The sequence below is a fragment of the Aquipseudomonas guryensis genome, from assembly GCF_014164785.1.
Classification (GTDB): domain Bacteria; phylum Pseudomonadota; class Gammaproteobacteria; order Pseudomonadales; family Pseudomonadaceae; genus Aquipseudomonas; species Aquipseudomonas guryensis.
In genome coordinates this window covers 407,661-425,033 of record NZ_JACJFN010000002.1, presented here as the reverse complement: position 1 = coordinate 425,033, position 17,373 = coordinate 407,661, and the positions used below count along the sequence as shown (strand labels likewise).

Annotated in this window: 20 protein-coding genes; 12 read left to right on the top strand and 8 right to left on the bottom strand. The window is 63.9% G+C overall.

Annotated features, from left to right (window positions below; translation table 11 throughout):
• Positions 1–58: 58 nt before the first annotated feature.
• Positions 59–1,294, top strand: coding sequence for an alanine transaminase (gene alaC / locus H3H45_RS09680; protein WP_182833522.1), 1,236 nt, complete (start codon positions 59–61; stop codon positions 1,292–1,294).
• 149 nt (positions 1,295–1,443) lie between these two features.
• Here the strand turns inward: alaC and H3H45_RS09675 are convergent, their stop codons facing one another.
• Positions 1,444–1,830: a hypothetical protein gene (locus H3H45_RS09675; protein WP_182833521.1), complete on the bottom strand. Its 387-nt coding sequence runs from the start codon at positions 1,828–1,830 to the stop codon at positions 1,444–1,446.
• 174 nt (positions 1,831–2,004) lie between these two features.
• Between H3H45_RS09675 and H3H45_RS09670 the strand changes: the two genes are divergently transcribed.
• The 7 genes from H3H45_RS09670 (at position 2,005) to H3H45_RS09640 (ending at position 7,921) form a co-directional block, all read left to right on the top strand.
• Positions 2,005–2,331 (top strand): transcriptional regulator, encoded by a 327-nt coding sequence (locus H3H45_RS09670; RefSeq protein WP_182833520.1) that lies wholly within the window; start codon positions 2,005–2,007, stop codon positions 2,329–2,331.
• Positions 2,332–2,702: 371 nt separating this feature from the next.
• Positions 2,703–3,986, top strand: a complete 1,284-nt coding sequence (locus H3H45_RS09665) for a CmpA/NrtA family ABC transporter substrate-binding protein (protein ID WP_182833519.1) — start codon at positions 2,703–2,705, stop codon at positions 3,984–3,986.
• A gap of 17 nt (positions 3,987–4,003) precedes the next feature.
• Positions 4,004–4,861, top strand: a complete 858-nt coding sequence (gene ntrB / locus H3H45_RS09660) for a nitrate ABC transporter permease (RefSeq protein ID WP_182833518.1) — start codon at positions 4,004–4,006, stop codon at positions 4,859–4,861.
• Between the two features lie 99 nt (positions 4,862–4,960).
• Positions 4,961–5,752 carry an ABC transporter ATP-binding protein gene (locus tag H3H45_RS09655; RefSeq protein ID WP_182833517.1) on the top strand — a complete coding sequence of 264 codons (792 nt, stop codon included), beginning with the start codon at positions 4,961–4,963 and terminating at the stop codon, positions 5,750–5,752.
• 345 nt (positions 5,753–6,097) lie between these two features.
• Entirely contained in the window at positions 6,098–6,469 is a 372-nt protein-coding gene (locus tag H3H45_RS09650) for an MAPEG family protein (RefSeq protein WP_182833516.1), read from the top strand.
• Positions 6,469–6,930, top strand: a complete 462-nt coding sequence (locus H3H45_RS09645) for a hypothetical protein (RefSeq protein ID WP_182833515.1) — start codon at positions 6,469–6,471, stop codon at positions 6,928–6,930. Before H3H45_RS09650 ends, H3H45_RS09645 begins: the two co-directional genes overlap by 1 nt.
• Positions 6,931–7,003: 73 nt before the next feature.
• The gene (locus tag H3H45_RS09640) at positions 7,004–7,921 is read left to right on the top strand and encodes a LysR family transcriptional regulator (RefSeq protein ID WP_182833514.1); all 918 of its coding nucleotides are present in this window, start codon (positions 7,004–7,006) and stop codon (positions 7,919–7,921) included.
• Here H3H45_RS09640 and H3H45_RS09635 read toward each other — a convergent pair.
• The 4 genes from H3H45_RS09635 to H3H45_RS09620 form a co-directional block, all read right to left on the bottom strand.
• Positions 7,890–8,723, bottom strand: a complete 834-nt coding sequence (locus tag H3H45_RS09635) for an alpha/beta fold hydrolase (protein ID WP_182833513.1) — start codon at positions 8,721–8,723, stop codon at positions 7,890–7,892. The two genes, H3H45_RS09640 and H3H45_RS09635, sit on opposite strands and share 32 nt — an antisense overlap.
• 165 nt (positions 8,724–8,888) lie before the next feature.
• The gene (locus H3H45_RS09630; protein ID WP_182833512.1) at positions 8,889–9,089 is read right to left on the bottom strand and encodes a hypothetical protein; all 201 of its coding nucleotides are present in this window, start codon (positions 9,087–9,089) and stop codon (positions 8,889–8,891) included.
• 158 nt (positions 9,090–9,247) lie between these two features.
• Positions 9,248–10,162, bottom strand: a complete 915-nt coding sequence (locus tag H3H45_RS09625; protein ID WP_182833511.1) for a response regulator — start codon at positions 10,160–10,162, stop codon at positions 9,248–9,250.
• A gap of 3 nt (positions 10,163–10,165) precedes the next feature.
• The gene (locus H3H45_RS09620) at positions 10,166–11,470 is read right to left on the bottom strand and encodes an ATP-binding protein (protein WP_182833510.1); all 1,305 of its coding nucleotides are present in this window, start codon (positions 11,468–11,470) and stop codon (positions 10,166–10,168) included.
• A 290-nt stretch (positions 11,471–11,760) separates the two neighbouring features.
• On the opposite strand from H3H45_RS09620, the gene H3H45_RS09615 reads away from it, so the two are divergent.
• The 4 genes from H3H45_RS09615 (at position 11,761) to H3H45_RS09600 (ending at position 14,971) form a co-directional block, all read left to right on the top strand.
• Positions 11,761–13,155, top strand: coding sequence for an ethanolamine ammonia-lyase subunit EutB (locus H3H45_RS09615; protein ID WP_182833509.1), 1,395 nt, complete (start codon positions 11,761–11,763; stop codon positions 13,153–13,155).
• Entirely contained in the window at positions 13,155–13,916 is a 762-nt protein-coding gene (gene eutC, locus H3H45_RS09610; RefSeq protein WP_182833508.1) for an ethanolamine ammonia-lyase subunit EutC, read from the top strand. The genes H3H45_RS09615 and eutC overlap by 1 nt, the downstream gene beginning before the upstream one ends.
• A 50-nt stretch (positions 13,917–13,966) precedes the next feature.
• Positions 13,967–14,134 (top strand): DUF2897 family protein, encoded by a 168-nt coding sequence (locus H3H45_RS09605; protein ID WP_182833507.1) that lies wholly within the window; start codon positions 13,967–13,969, stop codon positions 14,132–14,134.
• Between the two features lie 75 nt (positions 14,135–14,209).
• Entirely contained in the window at positions 14,210–14,971 is a 762-nt protein-coding gene (locus H3H45_RS09600) for a CPBP family intramembrane glutamic endopeptidase (protein WP_182833506.1), read from the top strand.
• Here the strand turns inward: H3H45_RS09600 and H3H45_RS09595 are convergent.
• From H3H45_RS09595 to H3H45_RS09585, 3 genes are all read right to left on the bottom strand, one after another.
• Positions 14,922–15,704 carry a substrate-binding periplasmic protein gene (locus tag H3H45_RS09595; protein ID WP_235983564.1) on the bottom strand — a complete coding sequence of 261 codons (783 nt, stop codon included), beginning with the start codon at positions 15,702–15,704 and terminating at the stop codon, positions 14,922–14,924. The two genes, H3H45_RS09600 and H3H45_RS09595, sit on opposite strands and share 50 nt — an antisense overlap.
• Positions 15,705–15,789: 85 nt before the next feature.
• Positions 15,790–16,596 (bottom strand): substrate-binding periplasmic protein, encoded by an 807-nt coding sequence (locus H3H45_RS09590; protein ID WP_407926688.1) that lies wholly within the window; start codon positions 16,594–16,596, stop codon positions 15,790–15,792.
• Positions 16,597–16,707: 111 nt separating this feature from the next.
• On the bottom strand, positions 16,708–17,331 hold the full coding sequence (locus H3H45_RS09585) for a TetR/AcrR family transcriptional regulator (RefSeq protein WP_182833504.1): 624 nt from the start codon (positions 17,329–17,331) through the stop codon (positions 16,708–16,710).
• Positions 17,332–17,373 lie beyond the last annotated feature (42 nt).

Sequence of the window (17,373 nt, the reverse complement as noted above, 5' to 3'; positions counted from 1 at the left end):
AGCGCACTGGCCAACGTCGCTCGGACGGTTCCGGGCGCTTACGTACTCTGAGGAAAGCATGGCTGAACAAGCTAAGCGTCGTTTTGCGCGCATCGATCGTCTCCCCCCCTACGTTTTCAACATCACCGCCGAACTGAAGATGGCAGCCCGCCGCCGTGGCGAGGACATCATCGACTTCAGCATGGGCAACCCCGATGGCGCCACACCGCCGCATATCGTCGAGAAACTGGTGCAGGTCGCCCAGCGCGACGATACCCATGGCTACTCCACTTCCCGTGGCATCCCGCGCCTGCGCCGCGCCATCTCGCGCTGGTACAAGGACCGCTACGACGTCGAGATCGACCCGGAAAGCGAGGCCATCGTCACCATCGGTTCCAAGGAAGGCCTGGCACACCTGATGCTGGCCACCCTGGACCATGGCGACACCGTACTGGTGCCCAACCCCAGCTACCCGATCCATATCTACGGCGCGGTGATCGCCGGTGCCCAGGTGCGTTCGGTGCCGCTGGTGCCCGGCGTGGACTTCTTCGCCGAACTGGAACGGGCGATTCGCGAGTCGATCCCCAAGCCGAAGATGATGATTCTCGGTTTCCCCTCCAACCCCACCGCGCAGTGCGTGGAGCTGGACTTCTTCGAGCGCGTGGTGGCCCTGGCCAAGCAGTACGACGTACTGGTGATCCACGACCTGGCCTACGCCGACATCGTCTACGACGGCTGGAAAGCCCCGTCGATCATGCAGGTGGAAGGTGCCAAGGACATCGCCGTGGAGTTCTTCACCCTGTCCAAGAGTTACAACATGGCCGGCTGGCGCATCGGCTTCATGGTCGGAAATCCCGAACTCGTAAGCGCGCTGGCGCGGATCAAGAGCTACCACGACTACGGCACCTTTACCCCGCTGCAGGTAGCCGCCATCGCTGCCCTGGAAGGCGACCAGCAGTGCGTGCGCGATATCGCCGAGCAGTACCGCCAGCGCCGCAACATGCTGGTCAAGGGTCTGCATGAAGCCGGCTGGATGGTGGAGAAGCCTAAGGCTTCGATGTACATCTGGGCCAAGATCCCCGAGCCCTATGCCCACCTCGGTTCGCTGGAGTTCGCCAAGAAGCTACTGCTGGAAGCCAAGGTCTGCGTCTCGCCCGGTATCGGCTTCGGCGACTACGGCGACGACCATGTGCGCTTCGCCCTGATCGAAAACCAGGACCGCACCCGTCAGGCGATCCGCGGGATCAAGGCGATGTTCCGCGCCGATGGCCTGGTTCAGGTACTTGCCAGCAATTCACGCAAGGCTGAAGGCTGAAACCATATTGTGGGAGCGGCTTTAGCCGCGATGATAAGGGCGCTCGGAGTGGCCTGCTTATCGCGGATGAATCCGCTCCCACACAAACTCGATACAGCTTTACCAAACGACAAGGCCCCAGCAGCGCAATCTGCCGGGGCCTTGTCGTTTCAGCTGGAGTAATCCAGTGCGGTCCAGGCGCGGCTCAAGCCGTTGCCGATCAGGCAGTCAGGGCGATCCAGCTGCTCATTGCCGCTCGGCGCCAGGCGGGTGATCTCACCCAACTCGTCGCGTTCGGTGAGCCACTGCAACTTGCCGCAATTGGCCGTCTCGATCACGTAGCTGGCGGCGATGCTTGAGTGCTGGCCGGGCAGCTTGACCACATCCAGTACCCGCCCCGCTTCCGCGACCCGCTTGCCATCGGACACCAGCACCGCCCAGGCGGCGCCGTCCTCGATCACCAGATAGGCGCCATTGGCCTTGGGCTGTTCCAGTTGTGGCTGCGCGCAGCCGGCCAGCAGGGCCAATAGCAGAAGTGTCATCAGCTTGTGGTGCATATAAGCGGCTCCTCTCTCGGTGAATCCCCTGCGAGGCAGGTGGAGATAACTGATCGGTAGTGCGTGAGCCAACTATCATCGAATACTGTTTATTTGTACAGTATTTTTCTATTACGCTAGCGCCACCCGCACAATCCGCACCGCCGCCGCGGTGCACCGCAGAGGATCGCCACCATGCAGGACGTACTGCTGCTGAAGAAAAAAGTGAACCAGATGCCGCTGGAGAGCGTACGCGCCATGGTCGAGGAACTGCACCTGGAGGGCCTGGTGACCGGCAGCAAGACGCCGTTCACGCGCGTGCACTTCAACACCTGTTTTGCCGAGATCGAAGCCCTGCTGCAACGCGCCGGCTATCACCGCCAGCTGGACGTGGTTGGCTACCAGGGCCAGGCCTATGCCCTGTTCGATCCGGCGCGCTGGGAGGCAGTGGAAGTCTTGCGTTGGCTGCGCGATTACGTCGAGGCGCTCGCCACTCAGCCCCTGGTAACCCTGCGCGGCTAGCGCGCACGCCGAACCAAAAGCGCACACGGCGATGCCCGCAAGCACCGCTGTGACTCGCCAAGCACCCAGCGGAGCCTTCTGCGGGCGCATCACTCACAGTTTTCCGAACACGCCAATAAACACGCTAACCAATTGATTAAATTGCACTATTTCAACAGCTGCCAAGCCTGCTGACGCGCCTGGCGGGTTCGTCGCGCCTGCTCCCGACGAAAACTGGCAAGCCCCTTGCAATACCTCCTGCAGATTCCTGCGCAGCACACCAACGGCGGTGGGCCGCGGATCACGGACAACGGCGTCCGCCAGAGCACCCTCTCCCATCGGGTCCCTCTGGCGTACGCCGTTTTTGTTTGCCCATGAAAAAGGAAAACTCCATGAGTGATCGTGATTCCAAAGACCCGGTTAACAACAACCGCCGTAACTTCCTCAAGCAGTCCATCGCCATCGCCGGCACCGTCGGCGGCATCGCCGCCCTCGGCCTGTCCGCCCCAGGTTTCCTGCGCAGCGCAGCCTACGCCGCCGGCTCCGATGCCCCGGAAAAGGCCGTGCTGAATATCGGTTTCATCCCGCTGACCGACTGCGCCTCGGTGGTGGTCGCTGCCACCCAGGGCTTCGCCGCCAAATACGGCCTGACCATCAACCCGAGCAAGGAAGCTTCCTGGGCCGGGGTGCGCGACAAGCTGAACACCGGCGAACTGGATGCCTCCCACGTGCTGTACGGCATGATGTATGGCTCGCAGCTGGGTCTGGCCGGGCCGCAGAAGGACATGGCCGTGCTCATGGGCCTGAACCAGAACGGCCAGGCTATCACCCTGTCCAAGCAGCTCAAGGAAGCCGGCGTCACCACCGGCGAGCAACTGGCCGCACACATCAAGAAAGGCGGCAACCCGCTGACCTTCGCCCAGACCTTCCCCACCGGCACCCACGCCATGTGGCTGTACTACTGGCTGGCCCACTACGGCATCAACCCCTTCACCGACGTGAAAACCATCACCGTGCCGCCACCGCAGATGGTCGCCAACATGCGCGTCGGCAACATGGACGGCTACTGCGTCGGCGAGCCATGGGGCGCGCGTGCGGTGTTCGACAAGATCGGCTTCACCGCCACCACCACCCAGCAGATCTGGGCCGACCATCCGGAGAAGGTGCTGGGCTGCTCCCGCGAGTTCGTCGAGCAGAACCCCAACACCGCGCGCGCGCTGGTCATGGCCATCCTCGACGCCAGTCGCTTCATCGATGCTTCCGAGGCGAACAAGAAGGCCACCGCCAAGCTCATCTCCGGCAAGGCCTACGTCAACGCTCCGACCGAAGTGATCGAGCAGCGCTTCCTCGGCAACTACGAGGACGGCCTGGGCAACAGCTGGCAGGACAAGAACCCGATGGCCTTCTGCAAGGACGGCAGCGTGAACTTCCCCTATCACTCCGACGGCATGTGGTTCCTCACCCAGTTCAAGCGCTGGGGCCTGCTCAAGGACGAGCCGGACTACGCCGCCGTGGCCGCCGGCATCAACCAGACCAAGCTCTTCAGCGAAGCCGCCAGCGCCCTTGGGCTGAGCGTGCCGAGCAGCGTGATGCGCTCCAGCACCCTGATCGACGGCAAGGTGTGGGACGGCTCCAATCCGGCCGCCTACGCCAATTCCTTCGCGATTAAAGCCTGATTTTCGGAGGCACCTAGATGAACGCTCCAGTGAAAACACCACTGACAATGGCCACCCCGGTTGCCCCCAGCAGCACTCCGCGCCGGGCCCTGCCTGGCGCCGAGGCTTTCACCAACCTGATCAAGGCAGTTATTCCGCCGCTGCTCGGCATTGCCCTGTTCATCGGCGTCTGGGCCCTGATCGCCACCCGCAGCGAAGGTCTGCCGGGCCCCTTGTCGACCTGGTATTCGGCACTGGAGCTGTTCGCCGATCCGTTCTATGACAACGGCCCGAACGACATGGGCATCGGCTGGAATATCCTGCATTCCCTTGGCCGTGTCGGTCTGGGCTTCGGCCTGGCGGCGCTGATCGGTATTCCGCTGGGCTTCGCCATCGGCCGCTTCGCCTTCCTCGCCAACATGCTCTCGCCGATCATCAGCCTGCTGCGTCCGGTTTCGCCGCTGGCCTGGCTGCCGATCGGCCTGCTGGTGTTCGAGGCTGCCGGTCCGGCGTCGATCTGGGTGATTTTCATCAGCTCGATCTGGCCGATTATTCTCAACACCGCAGCCGGCGTCGCCAGCGTGCCGCAGGACTACCTCAACGTGGCGCGCGTGCTCAAACTGTCGGAGTTCAAGGTGCTCACCCGCATCCTCTTCCCTGCCGTGCTGCCGCACCTGATGACCGGCATCCGCCTGGCCATCGGCGTGGCCTGGCTGGTGATCGTCGCCGCGGAAATGCTCACCGGCGGTACCGGCCTGGGCTTCTGGGTGTGGGACGAGTGGAACAACCTCAACGTCGAACACATCCTCATCGCCATCATCATCGTCGGCCTGGTCGGCCTGGCCCTGGAGCAAGCCCTGCTCCTGCTGGCTAAGCGCTTCGACTACGCCAACTAATCAATTTTCGTAGGAGCCAGCTTGCTGGCGATCCATAACGGCAGCTAGTAGCCAATGATCGCCAGCAAGCTGGCTCCTACACCAGACAGGAGAGTTCGCATGGACAAGTTCGTCGAGCTGACCAACGTCAGCAAACACTTCGATACCAAGAAAGGCCGCTTCCAGGCGCTCAGTGACGTCAACCTGAGCATAGCCAAGGGCGAGTTCGTTTCGCTGATCGGCCACTCCGGCTGCGGCAAATCCACCGTGCTCAACCTGATCGCCGGCCTGCTCGAGGCCAGCGAAGGCGGCCTGATCTGCAACGGTCGCGAGATCGACGGCCCCGGCCCGGAGCGCGGCGTGGTGTTCCAGAACCACAGCCTGCTGCCCTGGATGACCTGCTTCGGCAACGTCTACCTGGCGGTGGAAAAAGTCTTCGCCGGCAAGGAAAGCAAGGCCCAGCTCAAGGCACGCACCGAAGCGGCCCTGGCCATGGTTGGCCTCAGCCACGCCACCTACAAGCACCCCAACGAGATCTCCGGGGGCATGAAACAGCGCGTCGGCATCGCCCGCGCCCTGGCCATGGAGCCTAAGGTGCTGCTGATGGACGAGCCGTTCGGCGCGCTGGACGCCCTGACCCGCGCCCATCTGCAGGACGAGCTGCTGCGCATCGTCGGCGAGACCCACAGCACCGTGGTGATGGTTACCCATGACGTCGACGAAGCCGTGCTGCTCTCGGACCGCATCGTGATGATGACCAACGGCCCGGCGGCGACGATTGGCGATATCGTCAAGGTCGAGCTGGAGCGACCGCGCAATCGCCTGGCCTTGGCCAACGACAGCCAGTACCACGCGTATCGCACGGCCGTGCTGGAGTTCCTTTACCAGCGCCAGCAACGTCCCGCCGCCTAGCTCTGATTAGGATCTCGCGAGCTAGAGCGAGACAAGGCAAGAACAGCCGAAGAAGCGCAGTTTAAGAATTGTAAATGAGCATGACTCGTTTCACTCGCCCTTCGGGTCGCGCGGAAGCGCGTTAGCCGCAAGCGGCTTGCTGAGGCTGTTCTTAACGCCGTATCGCCGACGCGCAGCAGATCCGATTTTTCCGGCCTGCCGGCCCCTCGAAAGCCCGACCTGGTGTCGGGCTTTCTTTTACCCGCCATAACCCCAGGGAATCACCGCCATGAGCACTGGCGCTTTTACATCGCCAGCCCCTGCCCCTAATCTCGCCAGTGCCCCTAACAACAACGAGAAACACCCATGCCCTATAGCGTCTATATCGCCGCGATCCTATCCCTGTTGCTGATCGGCCTGTCACTCAACATCACCCGTCTGCGCATGCGTCACCAGATCGCCTTCGGCGACGGGGGCAAGAGCGACCTGCTCAAGGCCGTGCGCGCTCATGGCAACAGCCTGGAACAGTCGGTGCTGTTCATCGTCCTGCTCTACCTGGGGGAAACCAGCGGACAGATCAGCCCGGCGCTGACCGCCGCCCTCGGCTTCGCCTTCATCATGCTGCGCCTGCTCTACTGCGCCGGCTTGTTCGCCCGCCTGCTCCTGCTGCGCCAGGCCAGCCATGGCCTGACCGTGCTGGTGCTGCTGGCCGTCAGCGTGCTCCTGCTGCTGCCGTAATGAGCAGCGACGAACAGAAGATTGCCCTCTACCGGCGGGTCAACGGTTTCACCGGGCCGCTGGCGCGCAGCGGCTGGCACTGGCGCACGCGCTGGCTGGCACGCCTGCTGGCGAGCTTCATCTGGCGCAAGAACCGTGGTCGACCGCAGCAAGGCACCCTGGCGATTGCCGAGGAATGGCGCCGCCTGTTCGACCTGCCGCAGTTCTGGAGCATCGAGCGCCTGGAGGACGACACCGCCTACTGCGAGATTCGCTTTCCCTGCGCGCTGGAAGGCAGCGGTGACGTAGCTGCCTGCCATCGCCTGATGGAGTACGACCGCGCTCTGCTGAAGAAGATCGGCGGGCAGCTGGTGGTGCTGCAATCGCGCGCCGATCCCCAGGTGCGCGGCGCTTGTCAGGTGGCCATTCGCCGGATCGATGACCCACGCAGCGACCTGATCCCGGCGCGCCTGCTCGACTGAGCGGGCTTGCCCGCGCCCCAGACAGCGGAGAAGATGGCGCCGGCAGCCTTGCCAGGGAAATGGAGCCACTTACGTGCGCCTGGAAATGAAACACCTGCGCCTGGTGCGCAGCATCAGCCAGACCGGCAACCTGACCCGCGCCGCCGAGGCGCTGTTCATCTCGCAACCGGCGCTGAGCAAGCAACTGGCCGAACTGGAAGAACGCCTGGGCCTGGCGCTGTTCCAGCGTACGCAGAAGGCCATGCTGCCGACCGAGGCCGGCCTGGCCTTCGATGACCACGCCCAGCGCATCCTAGGCGACGTGGCGGTGCTGGAAGAGCATCTGGCGCGCTTTGCCCGTGGCGACTCCGGACGCCTGCGCCTGGCTATCGACCGCATGCACCTGAGCGACTGGCTGGCGGAATTCCTGCAGGAATTCCGCCGACGCTTCCCGCAGATCGAGGTGCAGGTCAAACAGGTGCCCAACCTGCTCGACAGCCTGCTAGCCCACGACTGCGATATCGCCATCCTCGGCGAAACCAGCGCTGCCAGCGGGGTCAACTGGCTGGCACTGAACCGTGACGAGATAGTCGCCATCCTGCCGCCAGCCCATCCGCTGGGCGCCAAGCCCTGGCTGGAGGCCAGCGACCTGACTGGGGTCGACCTGCTCTATCACTTCAAGCTGGAGCAGTCATTGCTCTACCGCCGCTACCTGCACCCGCAACGCATCGAGCTGGGCTCGCTGCAGCATATCCAGGACATCGCTACGATCATCGCCTTGGTGCGCGCCGGACTCGGTATCAGCCTGCTGCCACGCCGCCAGCTGCAGGGCGACGAAAGCGGCCTGCTGGTCAGGCCGGTGGGCACCAGCGGCATGGCTTTTCGCTGGCAGGCTGCCGTGGCCAGCGACGAACGCCGGCCCTTCGTGCAAGGCGCGCTGCAGTTGCTGCAGGCGCAGCTGTATCAATCCACCAATCTCACTACGCCGGCAGTTGCCCCAGCCAGCCCTTGATGCTGGCCACCACGCCCTGCGGCGCCTTCAACCAGGCGCTGTGCGGGTTCTCATGGGGCGGGCGTGGCGATGCTAGCTGCTCGATACGCGGTTCAGCCTGAATCAGCTCGGCCAGGCCACGGGTCGAGGCCAGCGGGGCGAAGTTGTCGTCGGCGATCTGGATATACAGCGAATTCACTCGACTGTGGCTGGCTGGCGCCAGTGATAGGCCGAGATGGCGATAATTGCCACTGAACGCCACCCGCCCCCAGTCGCGCATCAGCCGCCGCGGCTCATGGCCGCCAAAGCCGATGCGCTTGCCCGGCAGGTGGCCGAGCGTGCTGGCCAGCAGGTTGCACAGCAGCGCCACGCTGGGAGTGAGCAACCGCCCCAGGCCCGTCCAATGGCGGTAGTGGATATTGCCGCAGGCCACGCCCACCACCGGCACCCGACTGGCCGGATTGGCAGCGGCATACAGGGTGGCGATATGCCCACCGAGGCTATGCCCCAGCAGCACTGGCTGGGTGTCGGGAAAATGCCGCTGGGCCACCAGCAGCAACTTGGGCAGGAACTCCTCGACCAGTTGCCGATAGCCGTAATTGAAGCGCCAGCCAGGCCGGGGCAGGCTTTCCCCCTGCCCCGGCCAGTCGGTGGTCAGCACGTTGTAGCCGGCGCCCACCAGCACCTGAGCGAGCATCGCGTATTTGCGCGCCGTGACCCCGAGAGCCGGCAGGACGATCACCGTGCGCTGGGCATGGCGCGCGGGATAACAGGTAACCGGGCAGGTGAACTGGCTGTTGGAAAACTGCAGGGCATCGACCATGTCGCCTTCTCCTGAATACTGTTGGGCGGCTTTGGGCGAATCTAGAGCAACTGCTCTAGCAACTCCAGCACAATCCATGCGCCAACAGCCCAGCAGACGCGGCCAAATCGCAGGCAAAAAAAAGCCGCGAAACGCGGCCGAGAAACAAGCACAGCAACTACTTAACTAAGAGGCATGTTCCGCCCTCTTTGTGACAGCCTCATGACCATCGCTCGATGGCGTGGCCACCTCGAGTGGCAACGGATGTGGCGCGCTGAGCCGCTGTTGCAGGCGCTCGACGAACTGGCCGGCCTCCTGATGCGAAGAAAAAGGCACCACACACAGACCAAGCCGGACGACCCAGCCGCGCTCGGCGACTTCGCTCATGCTGATATCCATTGTTGAATCCCCCCTCAGTGAAGATGACGGCAATGCGAGATTAGGCCGCCAAGGTGATAGTTCAAAGTCTGATTTGTTCTAAACCTATGCACCCAGGTAATGAACAAAAAACAGGCAGGCAGCGCTCTGCAATGCACCTTTTAGGCTCACGCACTGAGCCGCTCACGCAGGCGGCCGAGCATGCCTAGCAGGCTACCGACCCGCTCGCGTTCGGGCTGCTCGCGCGGCACCTCGGCCAGGCGCGTTACCACCTGCTGCGGCTGCGCGCGATAGATCAGTGCCTGCTCGGCGGCCGCGCGCAGGCCCTTGTCGAACAGGCCACGGCGGATCGGCTTGGGCAGGTAGCGGAAGATCTGCGCCTCGTTGATCAGCTTGAGCAACGCCTGGGTATCGCAGAACGGCGTCACCACCAGGCTGAGCAACTTGGGATGGGCCTGGGCCAGGCTCTTGAGCAGCGGCGCAGTGTCTTCGCCTGCCAGGCGCAGGTCGCTGACCAGCAGATCGACCCGTTCGCTGTTAAGCACCTGCAACGCCTCACCCAAGCTGGCGGCACGCAGCAGGCGGTGGCCGCTGGTCATGCAGAAGGCCCCCACGCAGTCGAAGGTTTCCTCGGCGTCATCCAGCAGCAGCACGTTCAACCCCTGCGGCGCGCTTGGCAATGTGGCGCGCGCCGGCAGCTGTTGCTGGCTCTGAGCGATCTGCGCGGCCTGCCGCAGGGTGAAGGCCATCTCCTGCGGGTCCCAGGGCTTGGTCAGGTAGCGGAAGATGCCTCCATCGTTCAAGGCCTCGATCGCCGCCTCCAGGTCGGAATAGCCGGTGAGCAGGATGCGCATGGCGTCCGGCTGCAGCTCGCGGGCCTGGGCCAGCAGCTCGGCGCCGCTCATCTGTGGCATGCGCTGATCGCTGACGATCACCTGCACCGGCTCATGGCGCAGGCGCTCCAGAGCGCGGCGCGGGTCGCTCTCAGTGAGCACCTCGTAGTCGCGGCGAAACTGCAGGGCCAGACTGCGCAGGATGCGTTCCTCGTCGTCGACGAAGAGGATGCGGATCGGTTGGCTCATGGGTCAGGCGCTCCGTTGCAGGGCAGCCGCCTGGCTGCACGGCAGGCTGATAAGGAAGCGCGTGCCGCGCCCCGGTTCCGATACCACGCGGATGCTGCCGCCGTGGTCCTGGATGATCTTGAAGCTGATTGACAGGCCCAGGCCGGTGCCCTGGCCGACCGGCTTGGTGGTGAAGAACGGGTCGAAGATGCGCTTGAGCACCTCGGGCGGCATGCCGCGGCCGTTGTCCTGCACGGAGATCAGCACCTGCTGCGCCTGCGTCCAGCTTTTCACCTGGATGCGACCGAAGCCGTCCATGGCTTGGGCCGCATTGTTCAGCAGGTTGAGCAGCACCTGATTGATCTGCGACGGCGCGCAGGCGACACGCGGCAACTCGCCAAGCTGCTGCTGCACCTCGGCCTTGTCCTTGATGTTGTTGCGGGCGATCAGCAGGGCGCTGCGGATGCAGTCGTTGAGATCGACCTCCTCGCTCATGGCGCGATCCAGGCGGGCAAAGTCCTTGAGGCCGACCACAAGTTCGCCGATCTGCTGCAGGCCATAAGTGGTGTCGTCGAACAGCTGCGCAAGGTCATCGGCCAGCAGTTCTGGGGCGGCCAGTTTGCGGGCCTGGGCGGCATCGGCGAAGGCCTGCGCCAGCTGCGCCTCGTCACAGCCCGGATCGCTCAGGCAGTCGCCGAGCCGGGCCTGGGCTGCGGCCAGTTCCAGCAGCGGGCTGGTCAACTCGTGCAGCAGCTGCACATTGTTCTTCACATAGCCCAGCGGGGTGTTCAGCTCGTGGGCCACGCCGGCGACCATCTGCCCCAGCGAGGCCATCTTCTCCGACTGCACCAGCTGCGCCTGGGATTCCTTGAGGTCGATCAGCGCCTTGCGCAGCACCCGGTTGCGCTGCGCCACCTGGCTTTCCATGGCCTTGAGCAGGTCGAGCACGGTGCCCAGGCCGCGGTACCGGCCGTGTTCGTCGATCAAGATGAAGTCGTCACGAATCGGCGACTGCAGCTGCGCGGTGATCTGCCGGGCCGCCTCCTCCAGACTGGTGTGCAGGCTGACCACCAGGGGCGCCGGGTTCATCACTTCGCGCACTGGCTTGCGGCCCCACAGGTCGCGGCCGAAGCGCTGCATGAAGATGTCCTGCAGGGTCGAGCGGCTGACCAGGCCAAGCGGCCGCCCCTGCTCATCCACCACCGGCAGGGAGAGGAAGGCCTTGTGTTCGGGCATCAGCAGCTGGTCGGCCACATCGCTGATGCTGATCGTGGCAAGCAGGGGCGAAACCGGCCGCAGCAGGTGCGTCAGGGCGGGAACAACATCCATGGAACCAATCCCGATCAGTACGAATGGCCGGCATTGAAGCAGCACCAGGTTGCTGGCGTGTGACAGCCGTCACGATTGACCGGTCTTGCAGCCGCGATATAGAGCATCGCGCTGGCACAACGGGCGCACTACCGGCGCTCGTGGCTGCACCAGGATGCATCATCGCCCGGCCCTGGCGCGGCAGCGTTATGCTAGCCGGGCCCAGCGCTACGCCAGGCCGGCGCCAAACCGGCAAACTGGCATGCGCACTGCAGGCGCCACAGCACGTCATTTGCCACCGGGAAGCTCCCATGCCCTACCAGACCACCGTCGGCAGCCAGGTCTATCGCTTCGGCGACCTCAAGACCCTGCTGGCCAAGGCCAGCCCGGCGCGCTCCGGCGACTACCTGGCCGGCCTCGCCGCCGCCACCTACGAAGAACGCATGGCGGCCAAGCTGGCCCTGGCCGATGTGCCGCTCAAGACCTTCCTCAACGAGGCGCTGATTCCCTACGAGCAGGATGAAGTCACCCGCCTGATCATCGACCGCCACGATGCGCGCGCCTTTGCCCCGATCAGCCACCTGACGGTCGGCGACCTGCGCGACTGGCTGCTGCTCGACTCCACCGACAGCGCCACCCTGAGCGCCGTGGCCATGGGCCTGACTCCGGAGATGGTGGCCGCAGTGAGCAAGCTGATGCGCAACCAGGACCTGATCCTGGTGGCCAAGAAGTGCCGGGTGATCACCCGCTTCCGCAATACCATCGGCCTGCCCGGCCATCTCTCGGTGCGCCTGCAGCCCAACCACCCGACCGACGATGTGCGCGGCATCGCCGCCAGCCTGCTCGACGGCCTGCTGTATGGCTCGGGCGATGCCACCGTCGGCATCAACCCGGCCAGCGACTCGCTGCCGACCCTGATGCGCCTGTGGCAGATGATGGATGAGGTGCGCCAGCACTTCGACATCCCCATGCAGAGCTGCGTGCTCACCCACGTCACCACGCAGATCCAGGCCATCGAGGCTGGCGCACCGATCGACCTGGTGTTCCAGTCGATCGCCGGCAGCGAGAAGACCAACGCCAGCTTCGGCGTGTCGCTGGCCATCCTCAAGGAAGCCCACGAGGCGGCGCTGAGCCTCAAGCGCGGCACCCTCGGCGACAACCTGATGTACTTCGAGACCGGCCAGGGCAGCGCGCTGTCGGCCGGCGGCCACCATGGCGTCGACCAGCAGACCTGCGAGACCCGCGCCTATGCCGTGGCCCGCGAGTTCAAGCCGCTGCTGGTGAATACCGTGGTCGGCTTCATCGGCCCGGAGTACCTGTACGACGGCAAGCAGATCATCCGCGCGGGCCTGGAAGACCATTTCTGCGCCAAGCTGCTCGGCCTGCCGATGGGCTGCGACGTGTGCTACACCAACCATGCCGAAGCCGACCAGGACGACATGGACAGCCTGCTGACCCTGCTCGGCGCAGCCGGCCTCAGCTTCATCATGGGTATCCCCGGCGCCGACGACATCATGCTCAATTACCAGAGCACCTCGTTCCACGACGCGCTGTACCTGCGCTCAGTGCTGGGCCTCAAGCGCGCCCCGGAATTCGATGCCTGGCTGACGCGCATGGCGATCACCGAACCCTGCGGCGCGCTGCGCGAGATTGGTCGCGGCCATCACCTGCTCAAACAACTGCCTTTCGTTTCGGGAGCCGCCTGATGAGCGATAAGGACCTGACGCAACACAACCCCTGGGACGAACTGCGCGCGCACACCTCGGCGCGCATCGCCCTCGGCCGGGTCGGTTCGAGCCTGCCGACCAGCGAAGTGCTCAAGTTCGGCCTGGCCCACGCCCAGGCCCGCGACGCCGTGCACCGCCCGCTGGATTTCGCCGAACTCAAACAGCAGCTGCGCCACGCCGGCTTCCGTACCCTACAAGTACACAGCAGCGCCGCCGACCGGCAGACCTACCTGCTGCGCCCGGACTACGGCCGCCACCTCAGCGAGGAATGCCGCGTGCGGCTGCTGCATGAACTGGCCGCGCCGGAGCTGGCCATCGTCCTCGCCGATGGCCTGTCCTCGGTGGCCATCCAGCGCCATGCCCTGCCGCTGCTGGAGCTGTTTCGTGAACGTTTCGATACCGACTGGGCCAACACCCCGGTGGTACTGGCCGAACAGGGCCGCGTGGCGATTGGCGACGGTATCGGCGAGGCCCTGCGCGCGTGTCTGGTCATCGTGCTGATCGGCGAACGGCCTGGGCTCAGTTCGCCGGACAGCCTGGGCATCTACCTCACCTATCAGCCTGGGGTGGGCAAGATGGACAGCCAGCGCAACTGCATCTCCAACGTGCGCCCAGAGGGCCTACCCTACGCCCTGGCCGCGCACAAACTGGACTTTCTCGCCCGCCAGGCCCTGCGTTTGCAATTGTCCGGGGTCGAGCTGAAGGACGACAGCAGCCTGCAAAGTGTGCTGGGCAACTGACAGCTCTGGCGTACGGGGTTATGGTGGAACTCTGGATAAAGGAGAACAACATGCCTTGGTACGCCTGGTTAATCATGATCCTGGCCCTAGGTTCGATCCTCGGCAGCCTGATGTTGCTGCGGGACAGCGCACGCAAACTGCCACTGAGCGAAGAACAGCTCAAGCGCATTCATGAGCGCAATATCGAGCAGGATGCCAAGGACGCCGAGAGCCGCTGAGTTCAACCCCTGCCCTAGACAAATCCGCTACGCCCCGTCCCGGATTGCATCCGGGCTACGCCACAAGGAAGTTGCATGCCACCCCTGCACCTGCGCTTGCTGTTACCGGTCATAGCCCTCGGCCTGGGCCTGGCATTCGGTTTTGTCCAGCCGCTGGGTCTGTTGTTTGCCGTTCTGTTGATTGGCTGGCTGCTGTTTGCCGAGCCCTATCTGCCGCACTGGCTGTGGTGGTCGCTGGGCCTGCTCGCTGGCATCGCTCTGGCCGCCCACCTGCTGCCCGGCTTCCTGCCTGTGGAATTGTGGCCACCACGGCAAATCAGTGCGGATGCCCAGCCCTATGCCCTGCGCCTATCCTGGGACAAGCTGCTGCTCGGCCTGACCCTGATGGCCTGGTGGCTGGGTCAGCCATCTCGTAGTCAGCCCTTGGGAAAACCACTGTGGCTGGTGATGAGCCTGACCTTGCTGCTGGTGCCGCTGCTGGCCCTGCTGTTGGGAGTGGTGAGCTGGCAAGCGAAGTTGCCGCAGGACCTGTGGCTATGGCTGGCGGTGAATCTGGGTGTGGCGGTGTTGGCCGAGGAGTTGTTGTTCCGCGCCTGGCTGCAGACGCAACTGGTCAAGACGCTGGGTGTGTGGCCGGGGCTGCTGCTGACCTCCGTACTGTTCGGCGCCGCACATATTCCGTTCAGCCCGCTATTTGCCCTGGTCGCCGGGCTGGCCGGCCTCGGCTACGGCCTGGTGTTCCACTACAGCGGACGCCTGAGCCTGGCCATCGCCCTGCACGGTGCGGTCAATCTGTTGCACTTGTTGCTGCTGAGCTACCCGCTACGCGAGGTCTGACAGCGATTCCGTAAGGCGCGAAGATCCGCTCCAACTGGCCGTTCTCACGCAACTGCTGCATCAACTCACGGAACCGCTCGGCACTGATCGGCGCCTGTGGCCGCAGAATCACGTAATGGCGGTAGACCTGATCCACCCACTCCGAAATCAGCAGCTGTGAGCGCAGCTCGGGGTTGTCTCGCAGGTAGGCGCCGAGCCAGGAACGGGTAATGGGCGCCACGTCGACACGGCCGCGCAAGACCATGTTCAGGTTGCTCTGGTGGGAGTAGGTCACCTTTGCCTGGAAGTTCTCGGCCAGCCACAGCGGGTCGTTGTTGAAACCGGCAAAACCGTAGTGATAGCCGTTGAACAGGGCCATGCGTTTACCCATCAGGCTATCGAAGTAGTCTTGGGTACGCCCAGGCAAGGCGCGGGCCACGAAGATTTCGGCATCTTCCAGGCCCATGTCGATACGCGCGCCAGCGATACCCTGCCACTGCCAATCGGGATTCTCGAAGATGGCCAGGTCGATGCGACCCTGTTGGAGGTCATTGAAGCGGCGATTGAGTGAGGTGGCACGCAGCACGAACTGATAGTCGCTCTGAATCTGGTTGAGCGCCTCGACCAGCTTAACCAGCAGGCCCTGGGACAGGCCTGTTTCAGGTTTGATCACATAGGGGGGGAAGTGGACGGCGGCAACCTGAATCTTTTGTGCCGCGCTAACGCTATTGCTACCCAGAAGCAGAACAGCCATTAGCCAGGCAAACCAGAAGCCCTGTCGCAAACAATCCATGTTGACCCCACCGACAACTTAACTATGCCGAGACTAGCCCAGAGCATCACAGCTGCATAGGGTTGGCCTGCTCATGTTCTTCGCCCGTCGTAGGGCGCAAGTGGTAACGCGCCAGCAACGCCGGGAGCTTGCCACTACTCTGCAGACCTTCGAGCAAGCGTGCCAGGTCCTCAAGCCTGAGCGGGCCGCCACGGCGCAGCAGGGCTTGGTGGTGATAGACCTGATCGGCCCGCTCGGACACCAGCAGCTGCTGGCTTTGCTCGGGCTGGCTCTGCTGGTAGAGGCGCAGATAGGAGCGCGGCACCACGCTGAGTTCGACGCGCCCGTGCAGCAGCATGAGCAGGTTACTGTCATGGGAATAGGTCAGCACGGCCTTGAAAGTGCGGGTGAGATAGTCCTGGTCGGCATTGAAACCGGCAAAACCATAGTGATAGCCGTTGTAGAGAGCCATCCGCTTGCCCTTGAGGCTATCGAAGTAATCCTGGCCACGGCCGGGCTCGGCGCGGGCGACATAGACTTCGGCATCGCTGACATGCAGGTCGAGCCTGTCCAGCTCGATGCCCTGCCAGCCCCACTCCGGCGACTCGAAGAAAATCAGGTCATAACGCGCCTGGGTGAAGTCCCGATAACGGCGGGTGACCGAAGTGGGCACCAGCGTGAAACGATAATCTTGCTGTGCGGCGTTGAGTTGCACCAATAGTTCGGGCAACACCCCGCCAGGCTCAGCGCTCTCCGGTTTATCTACATAAGGAGGGAAATGGTAGGCGCCGACCCTTACCAGCTCGGCGGCCATGGCCAGCGGCTGCAGGCAGAGGCCCAGCGAGATCAACAGCAGCCTGACAATAGAATGCAAGGCAAAGCACCTCGGCCAAGATGGAAGCAGGAATGATCACGTCACGTCGCCCGGACATCCCTGATCCAGTCACCGGTCGCTGACCAGCACCTGCAGCTTAGCCTATCCCGGTCAGGTTTCCTTGATCACCAAGGCCAAGGCTTCTTCAGCCAGTTGATCGAGGCTCATCTTGCCGTCTTGGCGGAACCAGGTGGTGGTCCAGCTCAGCGCGCCGGTGAGGAAGCGGCGCAGGATGAACGGATCACCCTTGACGTAGCCCGCCGCGCGCGCCTCGCCGAGGACGTCCAGCCAGATCTGCTCGTAGGTGTCACGCAAGGCAAGGATATGCGCGCGGCCCTCTTCCGACAGCGAACGCCATTCATACACCAGCACGCCCATGGCCTCGCCGGTACCGCCCATGATCGATTGCAGTTCGCAGCGGATCAGCGCCAGCACGCGCTCGCGCAGATCGCTGGCATCGGCCAGGGCGGCGTGCATCAGCGCGGTGTTGTAGCGCACCGTTTCCTCCATCACCGAGCGGAGGATTTCGTCCTTGCTCTTGAAGTGGTGAAAGATGCTGCCGGACTGAATGCCCACCGCGCCGGCCAGGTCACGCACCGTGGTGCGCTCGTAGCCCTTGCTGCGAAACAGGTGGGCAGCGGTCTGCAACAGCTTGCCACGGGCGCTTTCCGGGTCGGTCACCTGGCCGCTGGCCACCAGTTGCTGCATCACGGCGCGAGCCTTGTGATCGTCCAAACGTGTTTCTCCGGCTAAAACAGGAAGGCAGGGTGTCATCGC